The organism is Streptomyces sp. NPDC059895, assembly GCF_042731035.1.
Classification (GTDB): Bacteria; Actinomycetota; Actinomycetes; order Streptomycetales; family Streptomycetaceae; genus Streptomyces.
This window is the reverse complement of record NZ_JBHWKO010000054.1, coordinates 1-21,058: the sequence shown is the minus strand read 5'-3', so window position 1 is coordinate 21,058 and position 21,058 is coordinate 1. Positions and strand designations below refer to the sequence as shown.

At 74.8% G+C, this 21,058-nt stretch carries 15 protein-coding genes; 7 read left to right on the top strand and 8 right to left on the bottom strand.

Going from position 1 to position 21,058, the window contains the following annotated elements:
* Positions 1-12 precede the first annotated feature (12 nt).
* A complete protein-coding gene (locus tag ACFV9M_RS36490) occupies positions 13-2,691 on the bottom strand; it encodes a SpoIIE family protein phosphatase (RefSeq protein ID WP_385075679.1) in 2,679 nt (892 codons plus the stop codon).
* Positions 2,692-3,059: 368 nt separating this feature from the next.
* Between ACFV9M_RS36490 and ACFV9M_RS36485 the strand changes: the two genes are divergently transcribed.
* The 3 genes from ACFV9M_RS36485 to ACFV9M_RS36475 are packed head-to-tail and all read left to right on the top strand — an operon-like array spanning position 3,060 to position 6,306.
* Positions 3,060-4,205, top strand: a complete 1,146-nt coding sequence (locus ACFV9M_RS36485; protein ID WP_385075676.1) for a substrate-binding domain-containing protein — start codon at positions 3,060-3,062, stop codon at positions 4,203-4,205.
* A 50-nt stretch (positions 4,206-4,255) separates the two neighbouring features.
* Entirely contained in the window at positions 4,256-5,026 is a 771-nt protein-coding gene (locus ACFV9M_RS36480) for an ATP-binding cassette domain-containing protein (protein ID WP_385075674.1), read from the top strand.
* Entirely contained in the window at positions 5,023-6,306 is a 1,284-nt protein-coding gene (locus ACFV9M_RS36475) for a sugar ABC transporter permease (protein WP_385075672.1), read from the top strand. The genes ACFV9M_RS36480 and ACFV9M_RS36475 overlap by 4 nt, the downstream gene beginning before the upstream one ends.
* Before the next feature lie 87 nt (positions 6,307-6,393).
* On the opposite strand, the gene ACFV9M_RS36470 is transcribed toward ACFV9M_RS36475, so the two are convergent.
* Positions 6,394-8,514, bottom strand: coding sequence for a SpoIIE family protein phosphatase (locus ACFV9M_RS36470; RefSeq protein ID WP_385075669.1), 2,121 nt, complete (start codon positions 8,512-8,514; stop codon positions 6,394-6,396).
* A 595-nt stretch (positions 8,515-9,109) separates the two neighbouring features.
* Here ACFV9M_RS36470 and ACFV9M_RS36465 point away from each other — a divergent pair.
* The gene (locus tag ACFV9M_RS36465) at positions 9,110-10,231 is read left to right on the top strand and encodes a PP2C family protein-serine/threonine phosphatase (RefSeq protein WP_385075666.1); all 1,122 of its coding nucleotides are present in this window, start codon (positions 9,110-9,112) and stop codon (positions 10,229-10,231) included.
* Between the two features lie 260 nt (positions 10,232-10,491).
* On the opposite strand, the gene ACFV9M_RS36460 is transcribed toward ACFV9M_RS36465, so the two are convergent.
* The 5 genes from ACFV9M_RS36460 to ACFV9M_RS36440 all read right to left on the bottom strand — a co-directional run bounded on the left by ACFV9M_RS36460 (position 10,492) and on the right by ACFV9M_RS36440 (position 15,347).
* Positions 10,492-11,394, bottom strand: coding sequence for an SDR family oxidoreductase (locus tag ACFV9M_RS36460; protein WP_385075665.1), 903 nt, complete (start codon positions 11,392-11,394; stop codon positions 10,492-10,494).
* A gap of 54 nt (positions 11,395-11,448) precedes the next feature.
* Positions 11,449-13,095 (bottom strand): phytoene desaturase family protein, encoded by a 1,647-nt coding sequence (locus ACFV9M_RS36455; RefSeq protein ID WP_385075662.1) that lies wholly within the window; start codon positions 13,093-13,095, stop codon positions 11,449-11,451.
* Positions 13,088-13,609 carry an SRPBCC family protein gene (locus ACFV9M_RS36450; RefSeq protein WP_385075660.1) on the bottom strand — a complete coding sequence of 174 codons (522 nt, stop codon included), beginning with the start codon at positions 13,607-13,609 and terminating at the stop codon, positions 13,088-13,090. The genes ACFV9M_RS36455 and ACFV9M_RS36450 overlap by 8 nt, the downstream gene beginning before the upstream one ends.
* A 133-nt stretch (positions 13,610-13,742) precedes the next feature.
* Positions 13,743-14,663, bottom strand: a complete 921-nt coding sequence (locus tag ACFV9M_RS36445; protein ID WP_385075657.1) for a restriction endonuclease — start codon at positions 14,661-14,663, stop codon at positions 13,743-13,745.
* Between the two features lie 255 nt (positions 14,664-14,918).
* Positions 14,919-15,347 carry a hypothetical protein gene (locus tag ACFV9M_RS36440; RefSeq protein ID WP_385075654.1) on the bottom strand — a complete coding sequence of 143 codons (429 nt, stop codon included), beginning with the start codon at positions 15,345-15,347 and terminating at the stop codon, positions 14,919-14,921.
* Between the two features lie 139 nt (positions 15,348-15,486).
* Between ACFV9M_RS36440 and ACFV9M_RS36435 the strand changes: the two genes are divergently transcribed.
* Both ACFV9M_RS36435 and ACFV9M_RS36430 read left to right on the top strand, forming a co-directional pair.
* Complete coding sequence (locus ACFV9M_RS36435) at positions 15,487-16,134, top strand: HAD family hydrolase (protein WP_385075652.1); 648 nt, start codon at positions 15,487-15,489, stop codon at positions 16,132-16,134.
* A 218-nt stretch (positions 16,135-16,352) separates the two neighbouring features.
* Positions 16,353-17,654: a phytase gene (locus ACFV9M_RS36430; protein WP_385075649.1), complete on the top strand. Its 1,302-nt coding sequence runs from the start codon at positions 16,353-16,355 to the stop codon at positions 17,652-17,654.
* 57 nt (positions 17,655-17,711) lie between these two features.
* Here ACFV9M_RS36430 and ACFV9M_RS36425 read toward each other — a convergent pair whose 3' ends face one another.
* Complete coding sequence (locus ACFV9M_RS36425) at positions 17,712-19,262, bottom strand: MFS transporter (RefSeq protein ID WP_385075646.1); 1,551 nt, start codon at positions 19,260-19,262, stop codon at positions 17,712-17,714.
* Positions 19,263-19,656: 394 nt separating this feature from the next.
* Here ACFV9M_RS36425 and ACFV9M_RS36420 point away from each other — a divergent pair, with 394 nt between their 5' ends.
* Positions 19,657-20,982 carry an alpha/beta fold hydrolase gene (locus ACFV9M_RS36420; protein ID WP_385075643.1) on the top strand — a complete coding sequence of 442 codons (1,326 nt, stop codon included), beginning with the start codon at positions 19,657-19,659 and terminating at the stop codon, positions 20,980-20,982.
* Positions 20,983-21,058: the final 76 nt, after the last annotated feature.

The window sequence follows — 21,058 nt, the reverse complement described above, 5'->3', positions numbered from 1 at the left end:
CGGTGGCACGCCTCACCACAGGTTCCCCCGTTCCGTCAGGGGCGGCGGGTCGCCGGGGGCCGGTTCGCGGCGTGACACGACGATCTCGCTCCACACCTGCTTGCCGCCGGCCACCGGCACCGAGCCGGACGACTCGGACACCGCCTCGACCAGGAGCAGGCCCCGGCCGCCCGTCGACTCCCAGTCGACGATGACCGGTTTGGCGGGCGCCCGGGGCGAGGAGTCGCTCACGCTGACCCGCACCCGGTCCCCGCGCAGCACCAGGTCGATGCGGACCGGGCCCTGGGTGTGCACCAGGGCGTTGGTGACGAGTTCGGAGACGACCAGCAGCACCGCGTCGGCCGCTTCCTCCACCCGCCACCGCCGCAGCGTGCGCGCGGTGAACCGGCGGGCGTGCATGACGGCGTCGGGCAGCCGCCACACCGCCCAGCCGGCCTTGACAGGGCGGGTCTTCATGCCGTCGTAGCGCAGCAGCAGTAGCGCCACGTCGTCCTCCCGGCGGCCGCCGTCGCCGAGCAGGGCGTCGGCCATGCCTCCCGGGTCCGCCGGCTCCGCCGCGGCGAGCGCGGCGCGGGTACGGTCCATGCCCTCGTCCAGGGGCAGGTCGGCGGACTCGACCAGGCCGTCGGTGATCAGGGCGAGCACCGTGCCGGGGGTGAGGGTGACCGAGGTCATGGGGAACTCGGCATCGGCGAGGATGCCGAGCGGAGGCCCGCCCTCGACCTGCGCCTCCTCGGTCGTGCCGTCGGGGTGCCGCACCAGCGGCGCGAGATGCCCGGCCCGCACGAAGAGGACGGTCCCCTCCTCCATGTCCACCTCGGCGTAGCAGCAGGTGGCGAACAGGTCGGTCTCCATGCCGACGAGGAGGCGGTTGGCGTGCGAGAGGACCACGTCGGGCGGGTGGCCCTCCACGGCGTACGCCCGCACGGCGGTGCGCATCTGCCCCATGATCGTCGCGGCTGCCGCGCTGTGCCCCTGCACGTCACCGATGACGAGCGCCACCCGGTCCTCGGTGAGGGCGATGACGTCGTACCAGTCGCCGCCGACCTGGAGCCCCCGCCGCGCCGGCAGATAGCGGGCGACGGCCGTGCCGCCGGGCAGTTCCGGCAGCCGCCGGGGCAGCAGGCTGCGCTGGAGCATCGTGGCGAGCTCCTCCTCGGCGTCGTGTGCGTGCGCCCGGGTGAGCGCCTGCCCGACGAGCGCGGCGGCGGCGGTGAGGAACGACCGTTCGTCGGGGGCGAACGCGTGTGCGTGGTCCCAGCCGACCAGGCACACGCCGAGGACCCGGCCCTTGGCGGGCAGTGGCAGCACGGCCAGACCGCCGGGACCGAGGTCCACGAGCCCGGGGTCGGGGGCCGCCCCCGCGGGCCACAGGTCCATGCGGCCGTCCCGCAGGGCCGGCCGGAGTGCGTGCAGGGCGGCGTCGGGTACGTCGACGAGCGGCTGCTGCTCCGAGCGCCACGTGGAGCGCCAGCTCCCGGGCCAGCCCGCGGGCTCCGGCGGATCGAGCACGGTGACGTCGAGACGGCCGTCCTGCGCCTCGGCGAGGGCCACCCGGTCGGCGCCCAGTGGCTCCCGCAGGGCGGTGACCACGACCCGGCCGACGTCCCGTACGGTCGTCGCCTCGTCGAGGGCCGCGGTCAGCCACTGGATGCGGGAGACGTCGTCGGCGCCGCGGCGCAGGACCGGCGTCGCGGTGACCACCCCCAGGACGCGGTCCGGCCGGTCGCCGGTGCCCGCCAGCACCCGGCACGCCAGGCTCAGCCAGCGCATCTCGCCGGTGGGGCAGCGGACGCGGAACTCCAGCTCACGCCGCTGGCCGAAGGTCTGGGCGGACGGCTCCAGAACCGCCATCAGGGCGTGCATGTCGTCGGGCAGGGCATGGGCGAGCAGGGTCGCCGCCTTGCCGTCGAAGGCGTCCGGGGTGATGCCGGTCAGTTCGAGGAGGGTCTCGTCCGCCTCGACCAGGCCGGTGCCGGGCACCAGGACGAAGGAGCCGACGCCCAGGCTCCGCAGGGCCGGCGTGAGCAGCGACGAGGGCGCCGGGTGGCCGGCTCCGGCGCGCAGCAGGCCGGTGACCGCTTCGGCGTAGCGCTCCAGGAAGTGGCGCCGTTCGGCGTCGAAGCCCTCCGCGTCGGTCCCGACCACGACGAGGCAGCCGCGCCGTCCGTCCGCCGTCCGCAGGGGCAGCGCGGCGAGCGACCGGCCGGGGCGCGGCGGCCCGCCCTCGTCGTCGGAGGCGTCGCAGGAGGCGTCGCAGGAGGCGTCGTAGGAGGCGTTGCAGGAGGCGTTGTAGGAGGCGCTGTAAGAGGCGTTGCAGAAGGCGTTGCAGGAGGCGTCGTAGGAGGCGGGTTCCGCGGAGTTCAGCCACAGGGGCCGGTCCGCGCGCACGGCGTGGGCCGCGGGCGAGCCGCCGGACAGGGGCAGGCGCTCGGGCAGCCCGTGCGCGCGGTCGGTGCCTCCGGCGGTCTCGGCCAGCAGGAGGTCCTCGCCGTCCGCGGCGGGCACGTAGACGGCCGCGAGCGCGGCCCCGGCGAAGCTCAGGACGCGCTCGCTCGCGGTGGACCCGGGCGGCAGCGGGGGTTCGCCGGTGGGCCCGGGCAGCAGCGGGGGCGCGCCCGCGCCGGTGGCGCCGGCCTCGGAGGCCGACGGCTCCCAGAGCCCGGTCCGGGCCCGGCCGTCATGAGGCATGTCCGCGACCTACCTCCCCGTAGAGGCAGCAGGTGCCGAGGTGTCGAGCGGTCGGGTGCCGACGCGGGGGATCCGGCACCCATCCACCAGAATCGCATACGCGGACCAAGTGGACAGATGTCAACGAACGTGCAGCATTCGCAGATGACCGCGGCCGGTGCCACACTGACGACGTGTCCGTCTTGCCGTTCCCGCGCGGCCACTTCCTCACGGACGGTCGGCGCCTGTTCCCCTTCGTCACGGACGGTCGGCGCCCGTCCCGGGACACGACCCGCGCACACCGCGCCGACCGCACGCGCTGTAGGGGCCGTACGGGCGAACGCTCAGGCCGTACGGGCGATCGCGCGGCGGGCCGCGGTGCGACACGGGTGCGGGAGACCGGCCGGCGGGAGGGCTCCCGGGTGAAGGCCCGCCTGCGGGGGGTGGCCGTGACGGTGACCGCGGGCTCGGCGGCCGTCTCCCTCGCGGCCTGCGGCTTCGGTCCCGGCTCCGGTTCCGGCTCCGGCTCCGGCTCCGGCTCCGGCGAGGAGGACGGGCCGAGCATCGGTCTGCTGCTGCCGGACGCCACCACGGCCCGCTGGGAGACCCGGGACAGGCCCCTGCTCGAGAAGGAGATCGAGCGTCGGTGCGGCGACTGCGTGATCGAGCACGCCAACGCCAGGAGCGAGGTGGCCCTCCAGCAGAAGCAGCTGAACTCGATGATCGCCAGGGGCGTCGACGCGATCGTGCTCGCGGCCGTGGACTCCCGGGCGCTCGGCACGACCGTCGGCAACGCCCAGGAGGCGGGCATCCCGGTCATCTCCTACGACCGTCTCGCCGAGGGCCCGATCGCGGGCCACGTCTCCTTCGACGCCGAGGAGGTCGGCAGGCTCCAGGGCACCGCACTGCTGAAGGGCATGGGCGAGCAGCGGACCGACGGCCAGATCGTCATGATGAACGGTGATCCCAGCGACCCCAACGCGGCGGCGTTCAAAAAGGGCGCACTGTCCGTCCTCACGGGCCGGGTGAAGATCGGCAAGACGTACGACACCCTCCAGTGGAGGACCGAGACCGCGCACACGAACATGTCCGGGGCCATCGCCGCCCTGGGCGCCGGCAACATCGACGGGGTGTACGCGGCCAACGACGGGCTCGCCGCGGGTGCCGTCTCCGCCCTCCGGGCGAACAACGTCGAGCCGCTGCCCCCCGTCACCGGGCAGGACGCCGAACTCGCGGCCGTACGGCGCATCCTCGGCGGCCGTCAGTACATGACCGTCTACAAGCCGTTCGGTCCCGAGGCCGCGGCCGGTGCCGCCATGGCGGTGGCCGCGGCCCGCGGGGAGAGCCTCGGCCGGATCGGCACGGACACCGTCCGGACCCGCGACGGGGTCACGGTCCCGGCGATCACGCTGACCCCGTCGGCCGTCACCGCCGACACCATCGCGGACACCCTGGTGAAGGACGGCGTGTACACGGTCCGGCAGATCTGCACCCCGCACCTCGGGAAGGCCTGCGGCGAAGCCGGGCTCACCTGACCCGCGCCCCCGGGCCTCGGGCCCGGCCCCCGGGAAGGAGATGGTTTTCCGTGCCGGCTCCCCCCTTGCTGGCGCTGCACGGGGTGTGCAAGCGCTTCGGCGTCGTCGAGGTGCTCCGGGACATCGAGCTGGAGATCCACTCCGGCCAGGTCGTCGCGCTCCTGGGCGACAACGGGGCCGGCAAGTCCACCCTGGTCAAAGTGATCTCCGGGGTGGTGCCCGCCGACCGGGGCGCCGTCGAGTGGGAGGGCCGGCCGGTCCACATCAGACGCCCCCACGACGCCCGGGACCTCGGCATCGCCACCGTCTACCAGGACCTGGCGCTGTGCGGGAACCTGGACGTCGTCGGCAACCTGTTCCTGGGGCGGGAGGTCCGCCGGTCCGGGTTCCTGGACGAGGTGGAGATGGAGCGCCGCACCCGGCACCTCCTGGAACGGCTGACCCGGGACCTCCCGGATCTGCGGTCCCCCGTCGTCTCCCTCTCCAGCGGCCAGCGCCAGACGGTCGCCATCGCCCGCTCGCTCCTCGGCGAGCCCCGCGTCCTGCTCCTGGACGAGCCGACCGCGGCTCTGGGGTTCCAGCAGACCGCCGAGGTCCTGGACCTCGTCGACCATCTGCGCGACCGCGGTCTGGGGGTCCTGCTCATCAGCCACAACATGGGCGACGTCAAGGCCCTCGCGGACCGGGCGGTGGTGCTGCGGCTCGGCCGCAACAACGGCTTCTTCGACGTCAACACCGCCCCCCAGGAGCAGATCATCTCCTCCGTCACCGGCGCCACGGAGAACGTGCCCCACCGGCCGGCCACCCGGGAGGCGTGGTGAAGGAGACGCGCGGCAAGGCGGACACCGCACGGCCCGCCGCCTCCTCCGCGCCCCGCGCGCGGGCGCCCCGGGCACCGGACGGACGGGTTGCCGTCCGCTCTCTGGCGGGCCGGGTCGCCGCCGTCCGCCGCAGACTGGGCGCCGGTGACCCGGGCGCGCTCCCCGTCGTGTTCGTCCTCGCCATGGTGTGGATCGTCTTCCAGTGCCTCGACCAGAATTTCCTCTCCCCCCGCAACCTGTCCAATCTCAGCGTGGACATCGTGGGCCCGGGGATGATCGCGGTCGGCATCGTCTTCGTGCTGCTGCTCGGTGAACTCGACCTGTCGGTCGGCTCGGTCAGCGGTCTCGCGGCGGCCGTCTTCGCCGTCCTGAACGTGAACAACGGCGTGCCGGAGTGGCTCGCCGTCGTCATCGCGGTGCTCGCGGGCACCGCGGCGGGCTCCGTCCAGGGCTATTCCTTCGCCAAGACCCGGGTGCCGGCGTTCGTCGTCACCCTCGCCGGGCTGCTCACCTGGAACGGCATCATGCTCTCCGTCCTGGGGACGACCGGCACCATCAGTCTCGACGAGAACGGGCCGGTCGCGCAGCTGACCAGCTTCCACTTCGGCAACGACGCCGTCGCCTACGGCCTGGCGGCGGTCGGCACCGGCACGGTCCTCGTCGTGTCCCACCGGGACCGCAGGCGCCGGGAGGCGACGGGCATGCCGCACCGGTCGCGCCGGGACGTCGCGGTCCGTACCGGGGCCGTCGCCGCGGCCGCCTTCGGCGCGGCGTACGTGCTGAACCGGTTCCAGGGGCTGCCGCTCGCGCTGCTGGTCTTCCTCGTGGTGGTGGCGGGCCTCGACATCGTGCTCCGGCGCACGCACTACGGACGGCAGGTGTACGCCGTCGGCGGCAGCGTCGAGGCCGCCCGGCGCGCCAGCATCGGCGTCACGCGCGTGCGGACCGCCGTGCTCGCCGTCTCGGGCACCATGGCCGCGATCGGCGGCCTCTTCCTCGCCTCGCGCATCACCTCGGTGAGCCAGAGCTCCGGCTCGGGCGTCCTCCTGGTCAACGCGATCGCCGCGGCCGTCATCGGCGGCACCAGCCTGTTCGGCGGACGCGGGACCACCTGGTCCGCGGTGCTCGGCATGCTGGTCATCCAGTCGATCTCCTCCGGGATGGCCATCACGGACACGCCGGCGGCCGTGCAGTTCGTGATCACCGGCGGAGTGCTCTTCGCCGCGATCGTCATCGACTCGCTCTCCCGGCGCTCGCAGGAGGCGGCCGGGCGGGTCTGACGCGCGCCCGACGCGGCGACGGGATGCGTCATGTCATGTCATGTTGTGTCGTGTTGTGTCATTTCGTGTCGGGCGTGCGGGCGGGCGTCATCCGTCCGGCGCGTACCGCAGGAGGAGGAGGGCGATGTCGTCGGTGCGCTGTCCGGCCGTGCCCGACCTGCTCAGCAGGGTGTCGAGGAGCCGGTCCAGGTCCCGGTCGTCGGCGTCGGCGAGGTGCCCGGCGAGCTGCGCGATGGCGTCGTCCAGGTCGACTCCCGGTGTCTCGATGAGCCCGTCGGTGTAGAAGACGAGCATCAGCCCCGGCGCGAGGGGTATCTCCGTCACCGGGTACTCGGCGTCGGGGTCGATGCCGAGGAGGGGGCCGGGCGGTACGTCGACGGGCCGGGTGGTGCCGTCGGCCAGGCGCGCGAGCGGGGGCGGGTGGCCGGCGCTGGCCAGGGTCACGCGCCGGCCGGCGAGGTCGAGGTGGGCGTAGAGGCAGCTGGTGAACAGGTCGGGGCCGAACTCGGTGAGGAGCCGGTTGGTCCGGGACAGGACCTCGTCGGGGGTCGTGCCCGGGGTCGCGTGGGCGTGCACGCCGGTTCGGACCTGGCCCATCAGCGCGGCGGCCGCGACGTTGTGGCCCTGGACGTCGCCGATGACGGCCGCGGCGGCGCTGTCGCCGAGCCGGATCACGTCGTAGAAGTCCCCGCCGATGTCCATCCCCCGCGTCGCGGGCAGATAGCGGGCGGCGACCCTCAGCCCGGCGACCGCGGGGAGGGTCCGCGGCAGCAGCGCCTGCTGGAGGCCGTGGGCGAGCTCCAGTTTGGTGTCGTACAGGCGGGCCCGGTCCAGTGCCTGGGCGATGAGTCCGGCGAGCGACGTCATGACGGCGCGTTCCTCGGCCGGGAACGCGTGGGGCTCGTCGTAGGAGAGGACGCAGATGCCCACGGGGCGGCCGGAGGTGATCAGCGGCAGGAACGCCCACGCCTGCTTGCCGCTGATCCGGGGCGCCTCGGGATAGATGCGGAGCATCTCCTCCGGTGCGGCGAAGAAGGCGGGGATGCCGCTGGCGATGGCCTGGCCGGCCGGGGTGAAGCCGGTGTCGAGGGGCAGGCTGTCGAGCCGTGCGACGGTGGTGGCGTCGTAGCCGCGGTGGCCGGTGATCCGCAGCCGGCCACCGTCGACGGTGGACAGCACCAGGCCCTGGGCGCGGAAGGCGGGCATGATCTGGTCGGCGACCAGGTCGACGACGTCCCGCACGCCCGCCACCTCGGTCAGCCCGGCCGCCAGGTGCGTCAGCTGGTAGAGCTGGCCGGCCCGGGCGGGCGCGGCGGCGGGTCCGGGCCGGCGGGGCGCCGGCCAGGGCGGGGGCTGGGCGCCGGCGGGGATGATCCGGATGCTGATGCCGCTGGCGTCCGGATAGAGGTGGAAGTCCAGCCACCGGTCCGGCGGGCGGCACGCGGTGAAGGCGACGGGCTCCCGGCTGATCACCGCGGCGCGGTAGCGGTCCTCGTAGGTGGGGTCGTCCAGCCAGCGCAGCGACTGCCACGGCAGGGTGCCCAGCAGCTGACCGGCGGTGCGGCCCAGCAGGGCGCAGGCACCGGTGCTGAGGAAGGTGAAGCGCCCCTCCAGGTCCAGGGCGCAGCTGCCGCCGGGCAGCCGTTCGGCGAAGTCGGCGGCGGCCATCGCCGGGCCCACGCGCCGGAGCCCGGCCCCGGTGGGCAGCACCCGGGGCCCCCGGTCGCACGGCGAGGGCCTGCCCTGCTCGGCGGCCTCCTCCAGCAGCCGGGCCAGGCCCCGGCAACTGGCCTCGATGTGCCCCTGCTCCCGCCGGGTCATGTACGACGGACGGGTGGCCGGCCACATCAGCAGCAGGGCGCCCATCCGCCGGCTTCCGGTGACCGGGGCGGCGACCAGCGCCAGCGGGTAGGGCAGCGCGATCGCGGTACGGGGGTAGGACTGGGCCATCCGTCCCTCGCCGCCCACCCACACCAGGCGGTCCTCGCGGACGGCGTCGGCGACCGGGGCGGGAGCGGACATCGAGACCGTCGCCCACGGCGCCGCGATTTCGGCGGGCGCCCCGCACAGCAGGTCCAGGCACAGCATCCGCTCGTCGGACGAGAGGACGTACAGGGCACCGATGGTCGCGCCGGTACGGCGTACCGTCTCGGCGAACAGGGCGTCCAGCGCCCGCGTGTCGGCGGCCCTGTCACCCGGGCTGGTCACGCGCCACCTCCCGTCGTCGGTGCGGACCGCCGGACCGGCCGCGGGATCCCGTCCGCGGGCACACCGGAGTCCGCGGGCGCACCGGAGTCCGCGGGCGCACCGGAGTCCGCGGGCGCACCGGATCGCCGCCCGCCGTGCCCGCCCTCGCCCGAGGGCGTGTCCGCCGGATCAGCCCGGCTCCGGTTCGCGGTGCCCTGCGATGCCGGTGAGCGGGGCGTGGCGCGTGCGACCGCACTGCGGAGGAGGGGGTCGATGCGATGAGGGCACCTCCCGCGTGAGCGCAAGCCGAGCGTGGGGCGGGAATCGGCCACCGACGACACGCGGCCGATAGCACGCGGCCGGGGGCACCCCCGACGGGGGAGTGCGTGCCACGCCCCGCGGCCCCGGGGTGATCCGGGAGACACGCCCTACGGCGACGGTACGCCCGTCCGGGGCGGTCGGCGCGGTGTGTCCGACGCCCCGGCCGCCGCCACGCCGCGACGGTGGGCGGATAGTGCGGGAGGGTGTGGAGGAGGGGTTCTCCTCGTCTCCGCGTCCGGGAGCGGCGGTGGGTACAGGTACGGGTACTGGTACGGGTACGGGTACGTCGAGGGACATGGACGGCGCGGCCCGCCTCGCCGGTGCGGGACGGCCGACGCCGCCGCTGCGCTGGGCCGTGGTGCTGGGCTGGCTCGCGGGACTCACCGTGGTCCTGGCGGTCGTCGGGGTGTTCCTCGGCCGGGAGACCCGGCTGGCCCCGTTCCTGGTGGTGGTGCCGGCGCTGGTCGCCGGGCGGGGCACGGTGCGGCAGACCGCCGTCGCCTCGGCGTGGACGACGGTCGTGATCGTCGCGGCTCTCTTCGACGCCGCCGAGGACACGGTCGGCGAGGCGGTGGCGACCGTCGTGTTCGCCCTGGTCTTCAACGGTCTCAGCATGGCGCGCGTGGCCCAGCGGGTCGGCGACGAGGGTGAGATAGCCCGGCTGCGGTCGGCCGCCGCCGCCCTGCAACGGCAGCTTCTGCGCCCGTTCCCGCTGGTCACCGAACACCTCCTGGTGCACGGCCTGTACCAGCCGGTGGAGGAGGACAGCCGCGTGGGGGGCGATGTCTACGAGGTGGTGGCCTCCCCGTACGGCAGCCGTGTCTTCATCGCCGACGTCCAGGGCAAGGGCCTGCCCGCCATCAGCGCGGCCTTCGCCGTACTGAGCGCCTTCCGCGAGGCCGCCGTGTCCGAACCCACCCTCACCGGTGTCGTCGACGCCCTGGAGGAGGCGGTGCTGCGGCACAACTCCTTCGCGGCGCAGGTCGGCGAGAGCGAGCGGTTCGTGACGGCGCTGGTTCTCGGCGTCGACTCCGGGCAGGAGGCCCAGGCGATCAACTGCGGCCATGTGGCGCCGCTGCTGCTCGACCGCGGGCGCGCCGGTCCCGTGCTCCTGGACGAGCCCTGCGTCCCCCTCGGTCTCGACGCGCTGACCCCCGCGCCGCGCACCGTCGAGTGGTTCGATTTCCCGTCCGACGGCACGCTCCTGCTCTGCACCGACGGCGTCACCGAGGCCCGCGATCCCTCGGGCGTCTTCTACCCCTTGGAGCAGCGGGCCGCGGGCTGGTGCCGGGTCCGCGCCAGTGAGGTGCCCGTCACCCTGTACCGGGACCTACGGCGCCACGCGGCGGGCACGCCCACCGACGACACCGCGCTGCTCGTGCTGCGCCGGCGGGCGGACGCGGGCGTCGTCGCTTGAGCCGACGCGGGCGTCGCCCGAGTCGGGCACTGGCATCGCCGGAGCCGGAGCCGGGCACTGGCATCGCCGGAGCCGGAGCCGGGCACGGGCATCGCCCGAGTCGGTGGCACGAGCCGGTCGTATCACTGCGGCCGGGGGCGGCCCGTGCGTGGCGTCGCACGGTGCCTGGCACCGCACAGTGCGTGGCGTCGCACGGTGCCTGGCACCGCACAGTGCGTGGCGTCGCTCAGTGGGTGGCGCCGCTCAGTGGGTGGCGTCGCTCAGTGGGTGGCGTCGCTGTCGGCCCGGCCGCCCGCGCCGAGGGGGCCCGTCGGGCGGAAGGGCTCCTCGGCCTCCAGCCGGGGCAGTGTGCGCCGGCACCGGCGGAGCACCAGGGGAGGCAGGGCGGCCCGGGTCACCTGGGCCAGCCGCAGCCAGGCGGGCACGTAGACGGCGGTGCGGCGCCGCTCCACCGTACGGGTCAGGCGCTCCGCGACGGCCTCGGCCGGGTGGACGCGCCGGGCGGGCGGCGGCATGTGGGCGCGCAGCTCGCGCAGCACCATGTACTGGTCGGCGTCCCGGATCATGTCGGTGTCGGTCCAGTTCAGGTAGGCGATGCCCACCGCCACCCCGTGGTGGGCCACCTCCGCCCGCAGGGAGTGGGCGAAGGCCTCCACCCCGGCCTTGGAGGCGCAGTAGGCGCTCATCATGGGGGCGGCGCCGATCGACGCGAGTGAGGCGACCTGGAGGAAATATCCCTCCGTGCGCAGGAGGTCGGCCAGGAAGGTGCGGGCCGTCAGGGCGCTGCCGACGAGGTTCACCTCGACGACCCGGCGCCAGGAGGCCATGTCGGCCGTGGCGAAGGGGCCCCCTTCGGCGATGCCGGCGTTCGCGACGACGGCCGACGGCGGGCCGAGGCGCTCGCGGACCGTGTCGGCCGCCCGCGCGAGGGCCTCCTCGTCGGTGATGTCGGCCTCGACGGCCAGGGCCGGGGCGGGCAGCGCGGCGGCGACGGCCTCCAGTGCCGTCGCCTCGTGGCCGATCAGGGCCAGTCGGGCTCCGCGCCGGGCGAGGGCGTGGGCCTGGGCCGCGCCGAGGCCGCGGGCGGCCCCCGTCACGACGACGGTGCGGTTGCGGAGGGGGCTGTCCGCTGTGCGGTTGCGGAGGGGGCTTTCTGCTGCCACGGCTTGCTCCGATCGGTTCCCGCGGTGGCCGCCCCACGGGCGCCCCCGCGGGGCTCAGGGGGCGGGGGGTGTGCGGTCGGCGCCCGGTCTGTCGCCGGCGCGGTCGCGGCGGGCGAGGACGCGTTGCATCCGGGTCAGCCCCGGGGCCCGGTGCCGCCGCAACGCCGCGCGGGCGGCGTTGGCGCCGGGGGCCCCGTGCACGCCCCCTCCCGGGTGGGCGCCCGCGGAGGCGAGGTACAGTCCGCGCACCGGCGTCTCGGGGCGACCGGTGCCGGGCACCGGACGGAAGACGAGTTGCTGGTGGAGGGCGGTGGTGCCGCCGTTGATGGCCCCGCCCCAAAGGTTGGCGTCCAGTTCCTGGAGGGTGGGCGGGGCCAGGACGCGGCGGGCCCGGATCAGTGACCGGAACCCCGGCGCGAACCGTTCGACCTGGCGTTCCACCCTGTCGGCCATCACGTTCCGCTCGCGGTCGTCCCAGGTGCCGGTGAGGCCCTCGTCCCCGGCGTCGGACCTGACGCGGTGGGGCACGTGGGTGTAAGCCCAGGCCGATTCCGTGCCGCGCGGGGAGCGGGAGGCGTCCGACGTCGTCATCTGGCCGAACAGCGCGAACGGACGGTCGGGCACCTGGGCCATCGCGATCTGGGCGGCGAAGCGCGTGAGTTCGTCGAGGCCGTCGGCCAGATGGACCGTGCCGGCCTGCGCGGCCCGCTCCGCCCGCCAGGGCACGGGGCCGTCCAGGGCCCAGTCGACCTTGAACGTGGCGAAGTCCCACTGGAACCGCCGCAGGTCGGCCCGGAGTTGGGAGGGAAGGTGCTCGGGCTCGACGAGTTCGCCGTAGAGGGCGGGGACGGACACGTCCGCGAGCACGGCGCGCCGCGCGGCCACCGTGTCGCCGTCGGCGGTGCGCACGCCCACGGCCCGGCCGTCCCGGACGAGGATCCGGCCGACCCGCCGCCCGCAGCGCAGGACGCCCCCGCGGGAGCGCAGCCGGTGCACGAGGGCCGCGGTGAGCGCGCCCGCGCCGCCGACCGGCACCGGGAACCCGTACGTCTGGCCGAGCATGGACATCAGCCAGCCGAAGCCGCCGCTGCCCGCGGCGTCCGGCGCGAGGTCGGCGTGCAGCGCGCTGCCGGCCAGCAGGAGCCGGCCGCCCTCGCCGCCGAACTCCTCGTCGCCCAGGCGTCGCACCGGCAGGACGAGCGTCCTCGCCAGCCGCAGTCCGCCGGCTCCCCGCAGCCGCAGCGCGAGCCGCGTCGTCGCCCTCAGCGGCGGGAAGGGGGTGAACAGCGCGTCGAGGATGTCCGGGCGCAGGCGCTCCCACACGTCGTGCAGGCTCCGCCAGGCGGCGCCGTCCCCGGGGTGGAAGGCGTCGAGGGACGCCGCGGTGGCGTCGACGCGGCGGTCCAGCACCGCGCACCGGCCGTCGGGCAGCGGATGCGCCAGGACGCGGGGCGCGTGGCTCCACCGCAGGCCGTGGTCCTGCAGACGCAGCCCGGCCAGCACCGGGGAGGCGGCGGCCAGCGGGTAGAAGGAGCTGAAGAGGTCGTTGACGAAGTCCGGGTCGACCCCCCGGTCGTGGCGCACCCCGCCCCCCGGCTCGGGCTGTTCCTCCAGGACCTCCACGCTCCAGCCGGCGTCGGCCAGCAGGTTGGCCGCCACCAGCCCGTTCGGCCCGGCCCCGATCACGACGGCGTCAGGCATCGCCGCCTCCGCCCGAGGGCCGCCCGGCCGGCTCGGTCCCCCGCCCGCCGTCCCCGTCGCGGCGGACGGCGCCCCGGTCGCGGGCCTCCTCCTCGCAGACCCTGGCCAGCCGGGCGAGCATGGCCCGGTGCCGGATCTGGATGAGCGCCTCCACCGCCACGTTGTGCACCGCCCCGCCCGCTCCCTGCAACGGGTGCTCGTCCACGATCACCAGGCAGTGCTCGCCCCAGGGGCGCAGTTCGACGGCGATCCTGGCGGTGCCGAGCGCACCCGCCCGGGCCTCCAGTTCGAGGCTGGTGCCCTCCTCGCAGCGCCGTACGACCGTCTCGTTGGTGAGCCGGAGGGGGCCCAGCCGGATCTCGTACCGGAGGGCCGCGCCCGTGCGGGGCCAGGCGCCGCTCACCGGGTGCGACTCCGACGTCCCCACCACCCAGTCCGCGTACCGATTGCCGTCCGCCAGGACGGCCCACACCGTTGCCGGGTCCGTCTTCACCAGTCGATGCCGCACCGCCACAGCAACCTCCAGGGTTCAGCGTTCGCTCACCGCCAAGTGCCCATTCGGCGGGGAGCGAACCAGGACGAACACGGATGTCCACGGCGGGTGACGGGCGCGGCGGACGACCGTCGGCGGCGTGCCCGGGGCCGGCTCAGCCCTCGGCGGCCGGGCACGCCTCCCAGGGCCGCGGACCCGTGCCGGCCCGCCACTCCTCCAGGCCTTCGGCGGCCACGCACACGATGCCGCACTGCTCGGCGTACTCGGCGGCGGGTGCCGTGAAGTCGCTGGTGGTGACGACGACGGCGACATCGGCGGCGTGGACGGTGAAGCAGGTGCCGCCGAAGCGCTGGAGATCCTGGGATCCGACCTTGTTGCCGTCGGTGTAGCGCTTGCACTGGATGACGACGGTCCGCCCGTCCGGCGCGACCGCCAGGACGTCGGCGCCCAGGTCGCCCGCGCCTCCGACGACCTGCACGTCCGTGCAGCCGTCGCGGGCGCACAGGCCGGCTATCGCCTGTTCGAACTCGGCCGGGTCCAGTTCCTCGCCCCAGGTGAGCGGGGTGCCGAGGGGAACGGTGGCGGTGGGCGGCGCGTCCTCGTCCGGGTCGAGGAGCGGGGCTGTCGGCACCGGGCCGTGGTCCGCGGGCCCGGGCGCGATGAGGTGCGGTGCGACGGGGGCGGGCGGGGCGGAGGCGGGGGCGGGCGGGGCGGCGTCCAGTGCCTCGGCCGCCGTCTCGGCCGCCTCCTCCAGCGCCTCGGTGGTGCGCCGCACGAGCCGGCGGGCCGACCACCGCCGCCGGCCGCGGCGACCCGCGACCACACCGGCAACCGCGAGGAGGAGCACGGCCACCACCCAGGCGGGGTGCCGCTCCCAGGCCGCCGCCGCGGTGCGGACGACCATCCCGCCGAGGGTGAGGAGCAGGGCGAGGAAGGCGAAGAAGAAGGCCGTCGACCGCAGATCGAAACGGCGACGGCGCGCGGGACGCGCAGGCAGACCGGACGGCCCGGAGGGCCCGGAGGGCCCGGAGGGCCCGGGTGGCACAGGGGGCAGGGGGCGAGTGGGTGCGGTCACGGTGGTACGTCCTCCCCGTCGTCGAAGGCCTCGCTGATGATCACTGAGCCGTGTGCCCTGGTGCGACGGGTTCACCGCACCGGACGGGGACGGCGGTCCGCGCCGGACGGGGCGGGACGGCGCGGACGGCGCCCGGGGGCGCGTCGTCCGGCCGCCCTCGGACGGGAAGGGCGCGGAATTCCGGGCCCTTCCCGCCCTGCGAGGACGACGGCGACGACGGCGGAAGCGGGGAAGTAGGGCTGGGCTGAAGGCCCGTCAGATCCGTCCACCGGTGAGCCGGGTGATCGGCCCCTGCGCGGGGCGGCCGGAGCGGCGGCCCACCGCGTAGGAGGCGGCGGTCAGCGCCGTCAGACCGGCCCCCACACCGGCGGCGACCAGCTTCCGGTGGGCGATGACGGTCCAGGCCGTCCTGGCCGTGGCCGCGACCTGCCCCGAGGTCGCGATGATCGCCTGACGGCCGACTTCGACGCCACGGGCGGCGCTCTGCGCGGCGCCCGTCGTCGCCTCCGCGGCACGACCGGCCGCGGACGCCGCCACTGACGTGGCGTCACCGGCCTTGCCCGCCGCGTTCTTCGCGGCTCGGGAGGCGGGAGCGGTCGCCTTGTCGGCGGTCCGCCGAGCCTTGTCCGCGGTCACCCGCTTCGATGCGGTCTCTTCATTCGGTTGCCTGTTCGGTTCAGTCATGGACATCGCTTTGCCTCTCCCTCCGCGGGCAAACACGTACGGCACCCACCGGCTGCCCGTCTTCCCTCCTCGACGGCGGCACCCGGCCGGGCGGGCCGCGGGGTGGGCGGCCGACGACCGCCTGGGTAGGGTCACGTCCATGCACCTCGCCCTCTTCGACCTGGACGGCACCCTGGTCGACCGGACGTCCGCCTTCGCCGACGCGATAGCCGGCCTCTGCCACGACCACGGGTACGGACCCGAGATCGAACGGTGGCTGCTGTCCGAACTCGCCGACCACGCGGACCGGGGCGACTTCGCCCGGCTGCGCGCCGCGTTCCGGCTGGGCGAGTCGGCCGAGCACCTGTGGCGGGTGTACGTCGACCGCATGGCCGCCGCCGTCACCTGCCGTCCCGCCGTCCTGCACAGCCTGTCCCGCCTGAAGGAGAACGGCTGGAGCGTCGGCGTCGCGACGAACGGAGCCTCCGACATCCAGCGGGCCAAGGTACGCGCCACCGGCCTCGCCGACCTCGTCGACGGCATCGCGGCCTCCGGCGACATCGACGTGCGCAAACCCGACCCGCGTCTGTTCGAACTGGCCGCGGCACGCTGCGGCACGCAGCTCTCCGCCGACGACTGGATGACCGGCGACCAGCCGGAGGCCGACATCCGGGGCGGGCACGACGCGGGCCTGAGGACCATCTGGGTCACCGGGCGGCCCTGGCCCGAGGGGCTCGCCGTGCCGCACCGCACCGTCACCGACGTCACCGAGGCCGTCGACCACCTGCTGGCGCACTCCCGGGTCTAGGCCCGGCCTATGGGCCCGGCCTATGGGCCCGGCCTATGGGCCCGGCCTATGGGCCCGGCCTATGGGCCCGGCCGCCGACGGAGCAGCTATTCGGCTCCGGGGCCCCTCGTCTTCACCCACCCGCCCCCTCCGAGTCTCCCCGGGCCACCAAGATCACCTTGTTTGTCATGCACGCCATCTAAGCCTGGTACCGAAGCCCGCTACGGAAGGAAGTCGACGTGGCCAGCCCTCTCTGGAGATCGTTCGCGGTATCGGTCGTCGCGGCGTCGGTCGCTCTCACCTGCGCGCTGCCCGCGTCCGCCGAGGACGACGACGCCCTGCCGGCCGTCTCGCCCCGCGTCGAGACCGCGGCCCTCTTCGACGACGAGGCGGGCGGCAACGCGGACGCCGACGACCCCGCGATCTGGCGCAACGCCGCCCGGCCCGAGGCGTCGCTCGTCGTCGCCACCGCGAAGGAGGGCGGACTGCGGGTCTACGACCTCGACGCCCGCCTCGTACAGTCGGTCTCCGCGCCGGCCGGGCCGGGCGCGGAGGACGCGCCGGGCCGCTTCAACAACGTCGACCTCGTGCAGGGGATCCGCCTCTCCAACGGCAAGGCCGACCTGGCGGTCACGACCGACCGCGGCAACGACCGTCTCCGGTTCTACCGCATCGACCCCGGCACGACCGGCAGCCCCCTCACGGACGTCACCGACCCGGCCGCCGCGCCGGTCTTCTCCGCGGACCAGGCCGAGATCAACGAGCAGCGCACCGCGTACGGCCTCGCCACCTGGACCGACCGGTCGACCGGCCGCAGCTACGCGCTGGTCAGTCAGCGTGAGCGCACCACGATCGCCCTGCTCGAGATCACCGCGACCGGTGACGGGAAGGTCGGCTACCGCAAGGTCCGCACGTTGAACCTGCCCTCGTCCTTCCGTCTGCCCGACGGCACGTCCTGGTCGCCGTGCGCCGAGCCCGGCGAGCTGCCGCAGGTCGAGGGCATGGTCGTCGACCCGGCGAACGGCACGCTCTACGCCGGGCAGGAGGACGTCGGCATCTGGCGCGTCCCCGCGACCCTCACCGGCAGCCCCCGGCTCCTCGACACCGTGCGCGAGTACGGCGTCCCGGGCACGTACGACGAGGCCACCGAGGAGTGCGTGAGCGGCACCGACCCGGGCTACGGCGGCACCCGGCTGTCCGCGGACGTGGAGGGCCTGACGCTGGTCTCCGAGGCCGACGGTGACGGATACCTGCTGGCGTCCAGCCAGGGGGACAACACCTTCGCCGCCTACGACCGCGAACTGGACGAGGCGGGCGAGTACGAGGGCGGCTTCCGCGTCGCCGCCACCGCGACGGGCCCCGACGGCTCCGAGGAGTGCGACGGCGCCGCGGCACTCAACGCGCCGCTGGGGAAGGAGTACCCCAACGGTCTGCTCGTCGTCCAGGACGGCCACGACGACGCGGGCGAGGCGACGGACCGCACCGCGACCAACTTCAAGTTCGTGGACCTCGGTGACGTACTGACCGCGCTGGACGACTGAGCCGTCCGGCACCTCTCCGACGCGGCGGTCCCTTCGAAGGGGCCGCCGTCGTCGTTCTCACATGCCGCCGGGCCCCACTCCGCCCTTGAGTCGCTCCAGGTCCGCGGGGCGGACCTGGATGACCAGGACGGCGACGACCGCCGCGAGCAGCGCGAAGACGGCCGCCATGACGAAGGCCGTCGAGACCCCCGCGCTGAGCACCTCGTCGGACCAGGGCGCGGGGAGTTCCCCGGTGCGCCGGAAACGCAGGCGTTCGGCCGGGGTCGCCCGGGCCAGGAAGGCGGGGACCTGCCGCTGCGCCTCCTGGGCACTGGCCGTGCCGAACACCGTGACCAGGATGGACAGGCCGAGTGAACCGCCCACCTGCTGGGTGGTGTTGAGTAGACCGGAGGCCGCTCCCGACTCCCGCGCGGGAACGCCGGAGAGTGCCATCAGGGTCAGGGACACGAACTCCATGCCCATGCCCAGGCCGAAGACGAGCATCGGGCCGAGGACGCTGCCCGCGTAGGTGGAGTGGACGTCGGTCAGGGTCAGCCAGGCGAGGCCGGCCGCGGCGAGGACCGCGCCGGTCACCATGAAGGGCTTGGGGCCGTACCTCGGCAGCAGGCGGGAGGCCAGCCCGGCGCCGGTCGCGATGACGGCACTGACCGGCAGGAAGGCGAGCCCGGCCTGCAACGGGCCGAAGTCCAGCACGTTCTGCACGAAGAGCGTGAGGAAGAAGAACATCCCGAACATCGCGGCGGCGAGGCAGAGCATGATGCCGTAGGTGCCCGCGCGGTTGCGGTCGGCGAACATGTGCAGCGGCGTGATCGGCTGCCGGGAACGCCTCTCGACCAGGAGGAACAGCACCAGGAGGACGACGGCCGCGGCGAAGGAGGCGAGCGTCAGCGCGTCGCGCCAGCCGTCCTGCGCCGCCCGGATGAAGCCGTACACCAGCAGCACCATGCCCGCGGTGGAGGTCATCGCCCCGGCGAGGTCGAAGTGGCCGGGGTGGCGTTCGGACTCCCTGATCCAGCGGGGTGTCGCGAGGAGGATGAGCAGGCCGATCGGGACGTTGATGAACAGGACCCAGCGCCAGTTCAGCCACTCCACGAGCATGCCGCCCGCGAGCAGGCCGATCGCGCCGCCGCCCGCCGACACCGCGGCGAACACCCCGAAGGCGCGGTTGCGTTCGGGTCCCTCGCGGAAGGTCGTGCTGATCAGGGCGAGGGCGGTCGGTGAGGCGATGGCCCCGCCGGCCCCCTGGAGGGCACGCGCGGCCAGGAGTTGGCCGGGGCTCTGGGCGAGGCCGCCCAGCAGGGAGGCGACGACGAACACCAGGACGCCGAGGACGAAGACGCGCCGTCTGCCCAAGATGTCGCCGGCCCGGCCGCCGAGCAGCAGCAGGCCGCCGAAGGTGAGGGTGTAGGCGCTGACCACCCACGACAGGCCGGCGGTGGAGAAGCCCAGGGTGCGCTGGATGTGCGGCAGCGCGATGTTCACGACCGTGATGTCCAGGACCACCATCAGCTGGCAGGAGGCGAGGACCAGCAGCGCCATCGCGGTGCCGTCGCCCGGTCGACGGGTGGAGGTCTGGGTCGCCGAAGTCGGCTGCGGAGAAGTACTCATGACGTATCGCCCGATCGGGCGGGCCCGCGAAGACCGGTCGACGGGATGCTCCGCCGGCGCGCCCGCCACCGTTCGACCGTACGCCCGACGGTGTACCCCTGACCACTCGATCACCGGGTGACCGGGGGCGGGCCGCTGCCGTTCCGCCGGACGCCCCTGCGGGCGCGCTCGGCGGTACGCACATTACTGAACCGTAACCTACCGACGGGTACCCCCGGTAACCCTCCCGCGGCTACCGTCCTGACAGTTCGTCTAAGAGCAAGCGTTCAGCGAACGGCACGGAGCGGCGGTGGACGACCGCGGCTCCGTGCCGAGCGGTCCGTCCTCACCGGGCCGTCAGCCACCCGAGCCGCAGAGGAAGGCTCGGCCTCCCCTTCTCCCCAGGAGGTCTGCCATGCCCGCTTCCACCCGCCTGCTCGCGGCCGCCGTCACGGTGGCCGCCTGCATCGGTACGACGGCCGTCCCGGCCGCCGCCGCGGAGCCGACGGACGCCGTGGTGTCGCGCGGGGTCACCATTCCGGCGTTCTACACCCCGCCCGACCGGCTCCCGGCGGCCGACGGTGCGCTCGTCCGCACCGAGCAGCTGCCCCTCGCCCTGAGCCTGCCGGGCATCGACGGTCCGCTCCCCGGCAGAGCGACCCGGCTGATGTACAAGTCCACCGACTCCACCGGCGGGCCCGTGGCCGTCACCGGCGCCTACATCGAACCGACGGCCGCCTGGGAGGGCGGCGGGGCCCGGCCGCTGGTCGCGCTGGCGCCCGGCACCATGGGACAGGGCGACCAGTGCGCCGCCTCCCTCAACCTGGAACGGCCGCTCACGGTCAACGGGCAGACACTGTCCATCGGTTACGAGAACCTGGCCATCTACCGGCTCCTGGCCCGGGGCATCGCGGTCGTGGTCACCGACTACGCCGGGCTGGGCTCGACCGACCGGCTGCACACCTACGTCAACCGGGTGGACGAGGCGCACGCCGTGCTGGACGCCGTGCGGGCCGCCCGGGCCCTGGACGGGACGTCCCTCACGGACGGCTCCCGGGTCGCTCTGTACGGCTACAGCCAGGGGGGCGGGGCCACGGCGGCCGCCGCCGAGCTCCAGCCCTCCTACGCGCCCGACGTCCCGCTCACCGGGACCTACGCGGGCGCCGCGCCCGCGGATCTGGTCGCCGTCACGGAGGCGATCGACGGCAGCGACCTGGCCGGCGCGCTCGGCTGGTCGGTCAACGGGTTCCTGCAGACCGACCCCGAGCTCAGGCCCATCGCCGAGGCGCACCTGAGCGAGGCCGGCAAGTCGGCGCTGGAGGACCTGTCGACGATGTGCGTGGGCGACGCCCTGCTCGCCTACAACTCGGCCCGCAGCAACGCCTGGACCACGGACGGCAGCTCCCTCGGGGACATCATCGAGGCGGAACCGGCGCTGAAGGCCTTCCTGGCCGACCAGCGCATCGGCACGCTCGAACCGGCGTCCCCGGTGCGGGTGGCCACCGGCACCACCGACGACCTGGTGCCGCACGCGCAGGCGCGGGAACTCGCCGTCGACTGGTGCGCCAAGGGAGCCGACGTCACGTACAAGCCCGTCGTGACGCCGCCGCTCGGCCGGGCGCTGCTCAACCACTTCGCCCCGCTCCTCGCCGACCAGGGCGACGCGATCGGCTGGCTGGCCGACCGGCTCGACGGCAAGCCCGCCGTGTCGAACTGCGCCGCTCTCCCCTGGCTGCCCTGACCCGGCGGCCGGGGGACGGGGGACCGGCGGGCGGCGGGCGCGCACGTCGGGCGCCCGGCGGGCGGCGGGCGGCGGG

Bases quoted from the DNA above. Each gene is read 5' to 3' on its own strand.
- ACFV9M_RS36490 (WP_385075679.1), bottom strand. From the start codon at position 2,691: ATGCCTCATGACGGCCGGGCCCGGACCGGGCTCTGGGAGCCGTCGGCC.
- ACFV9M_RS36465 (WP_385075666.1), top strand. From the start codon at position 9,110: ATGGACGGCGCGGCCCGCCTCGCCGGTGCGGGACGGCCGACGCCGCCG.
- ACFV9M_RS36455 (WP_385075662.1), bottom strand. From the start codon at position 13,095: ATGCCTGACGCCGTCGTGATCGGGGCCGGGCCGAACGGGCTGGTGGCG.
- ACFV9M_RS36440 (WP_385075654.1), bottom strand. From the start codon at position 15,347: ATGACTGAACCGAACAGGCAACCGAATGAAGAGACCGCATCGAAGCGG.
- ACFV9M_RS36435 (WP_385075652.1), top strand. From the start codon at position 15,487: ATGCACCTCGCCCTCTTCGACCTGGACGGCACCCTGGTCGACCGGACG.
- ACFV9M_RS36425 (WP_385075646.1), bottom strand. From the start codon at position 19,262: ATGAGTACTTCTCCGCAGCCGACTTCGGCGACCCAGACCTCCACCCGT.
- ACFV9M_RS36420 (WP_385075643.1), top strand. From the start codon at position 19,657: ATGCCCGCTTCCACCCGCCTGCTCGCGGCCGCCGTCACGGTGGCCGCC.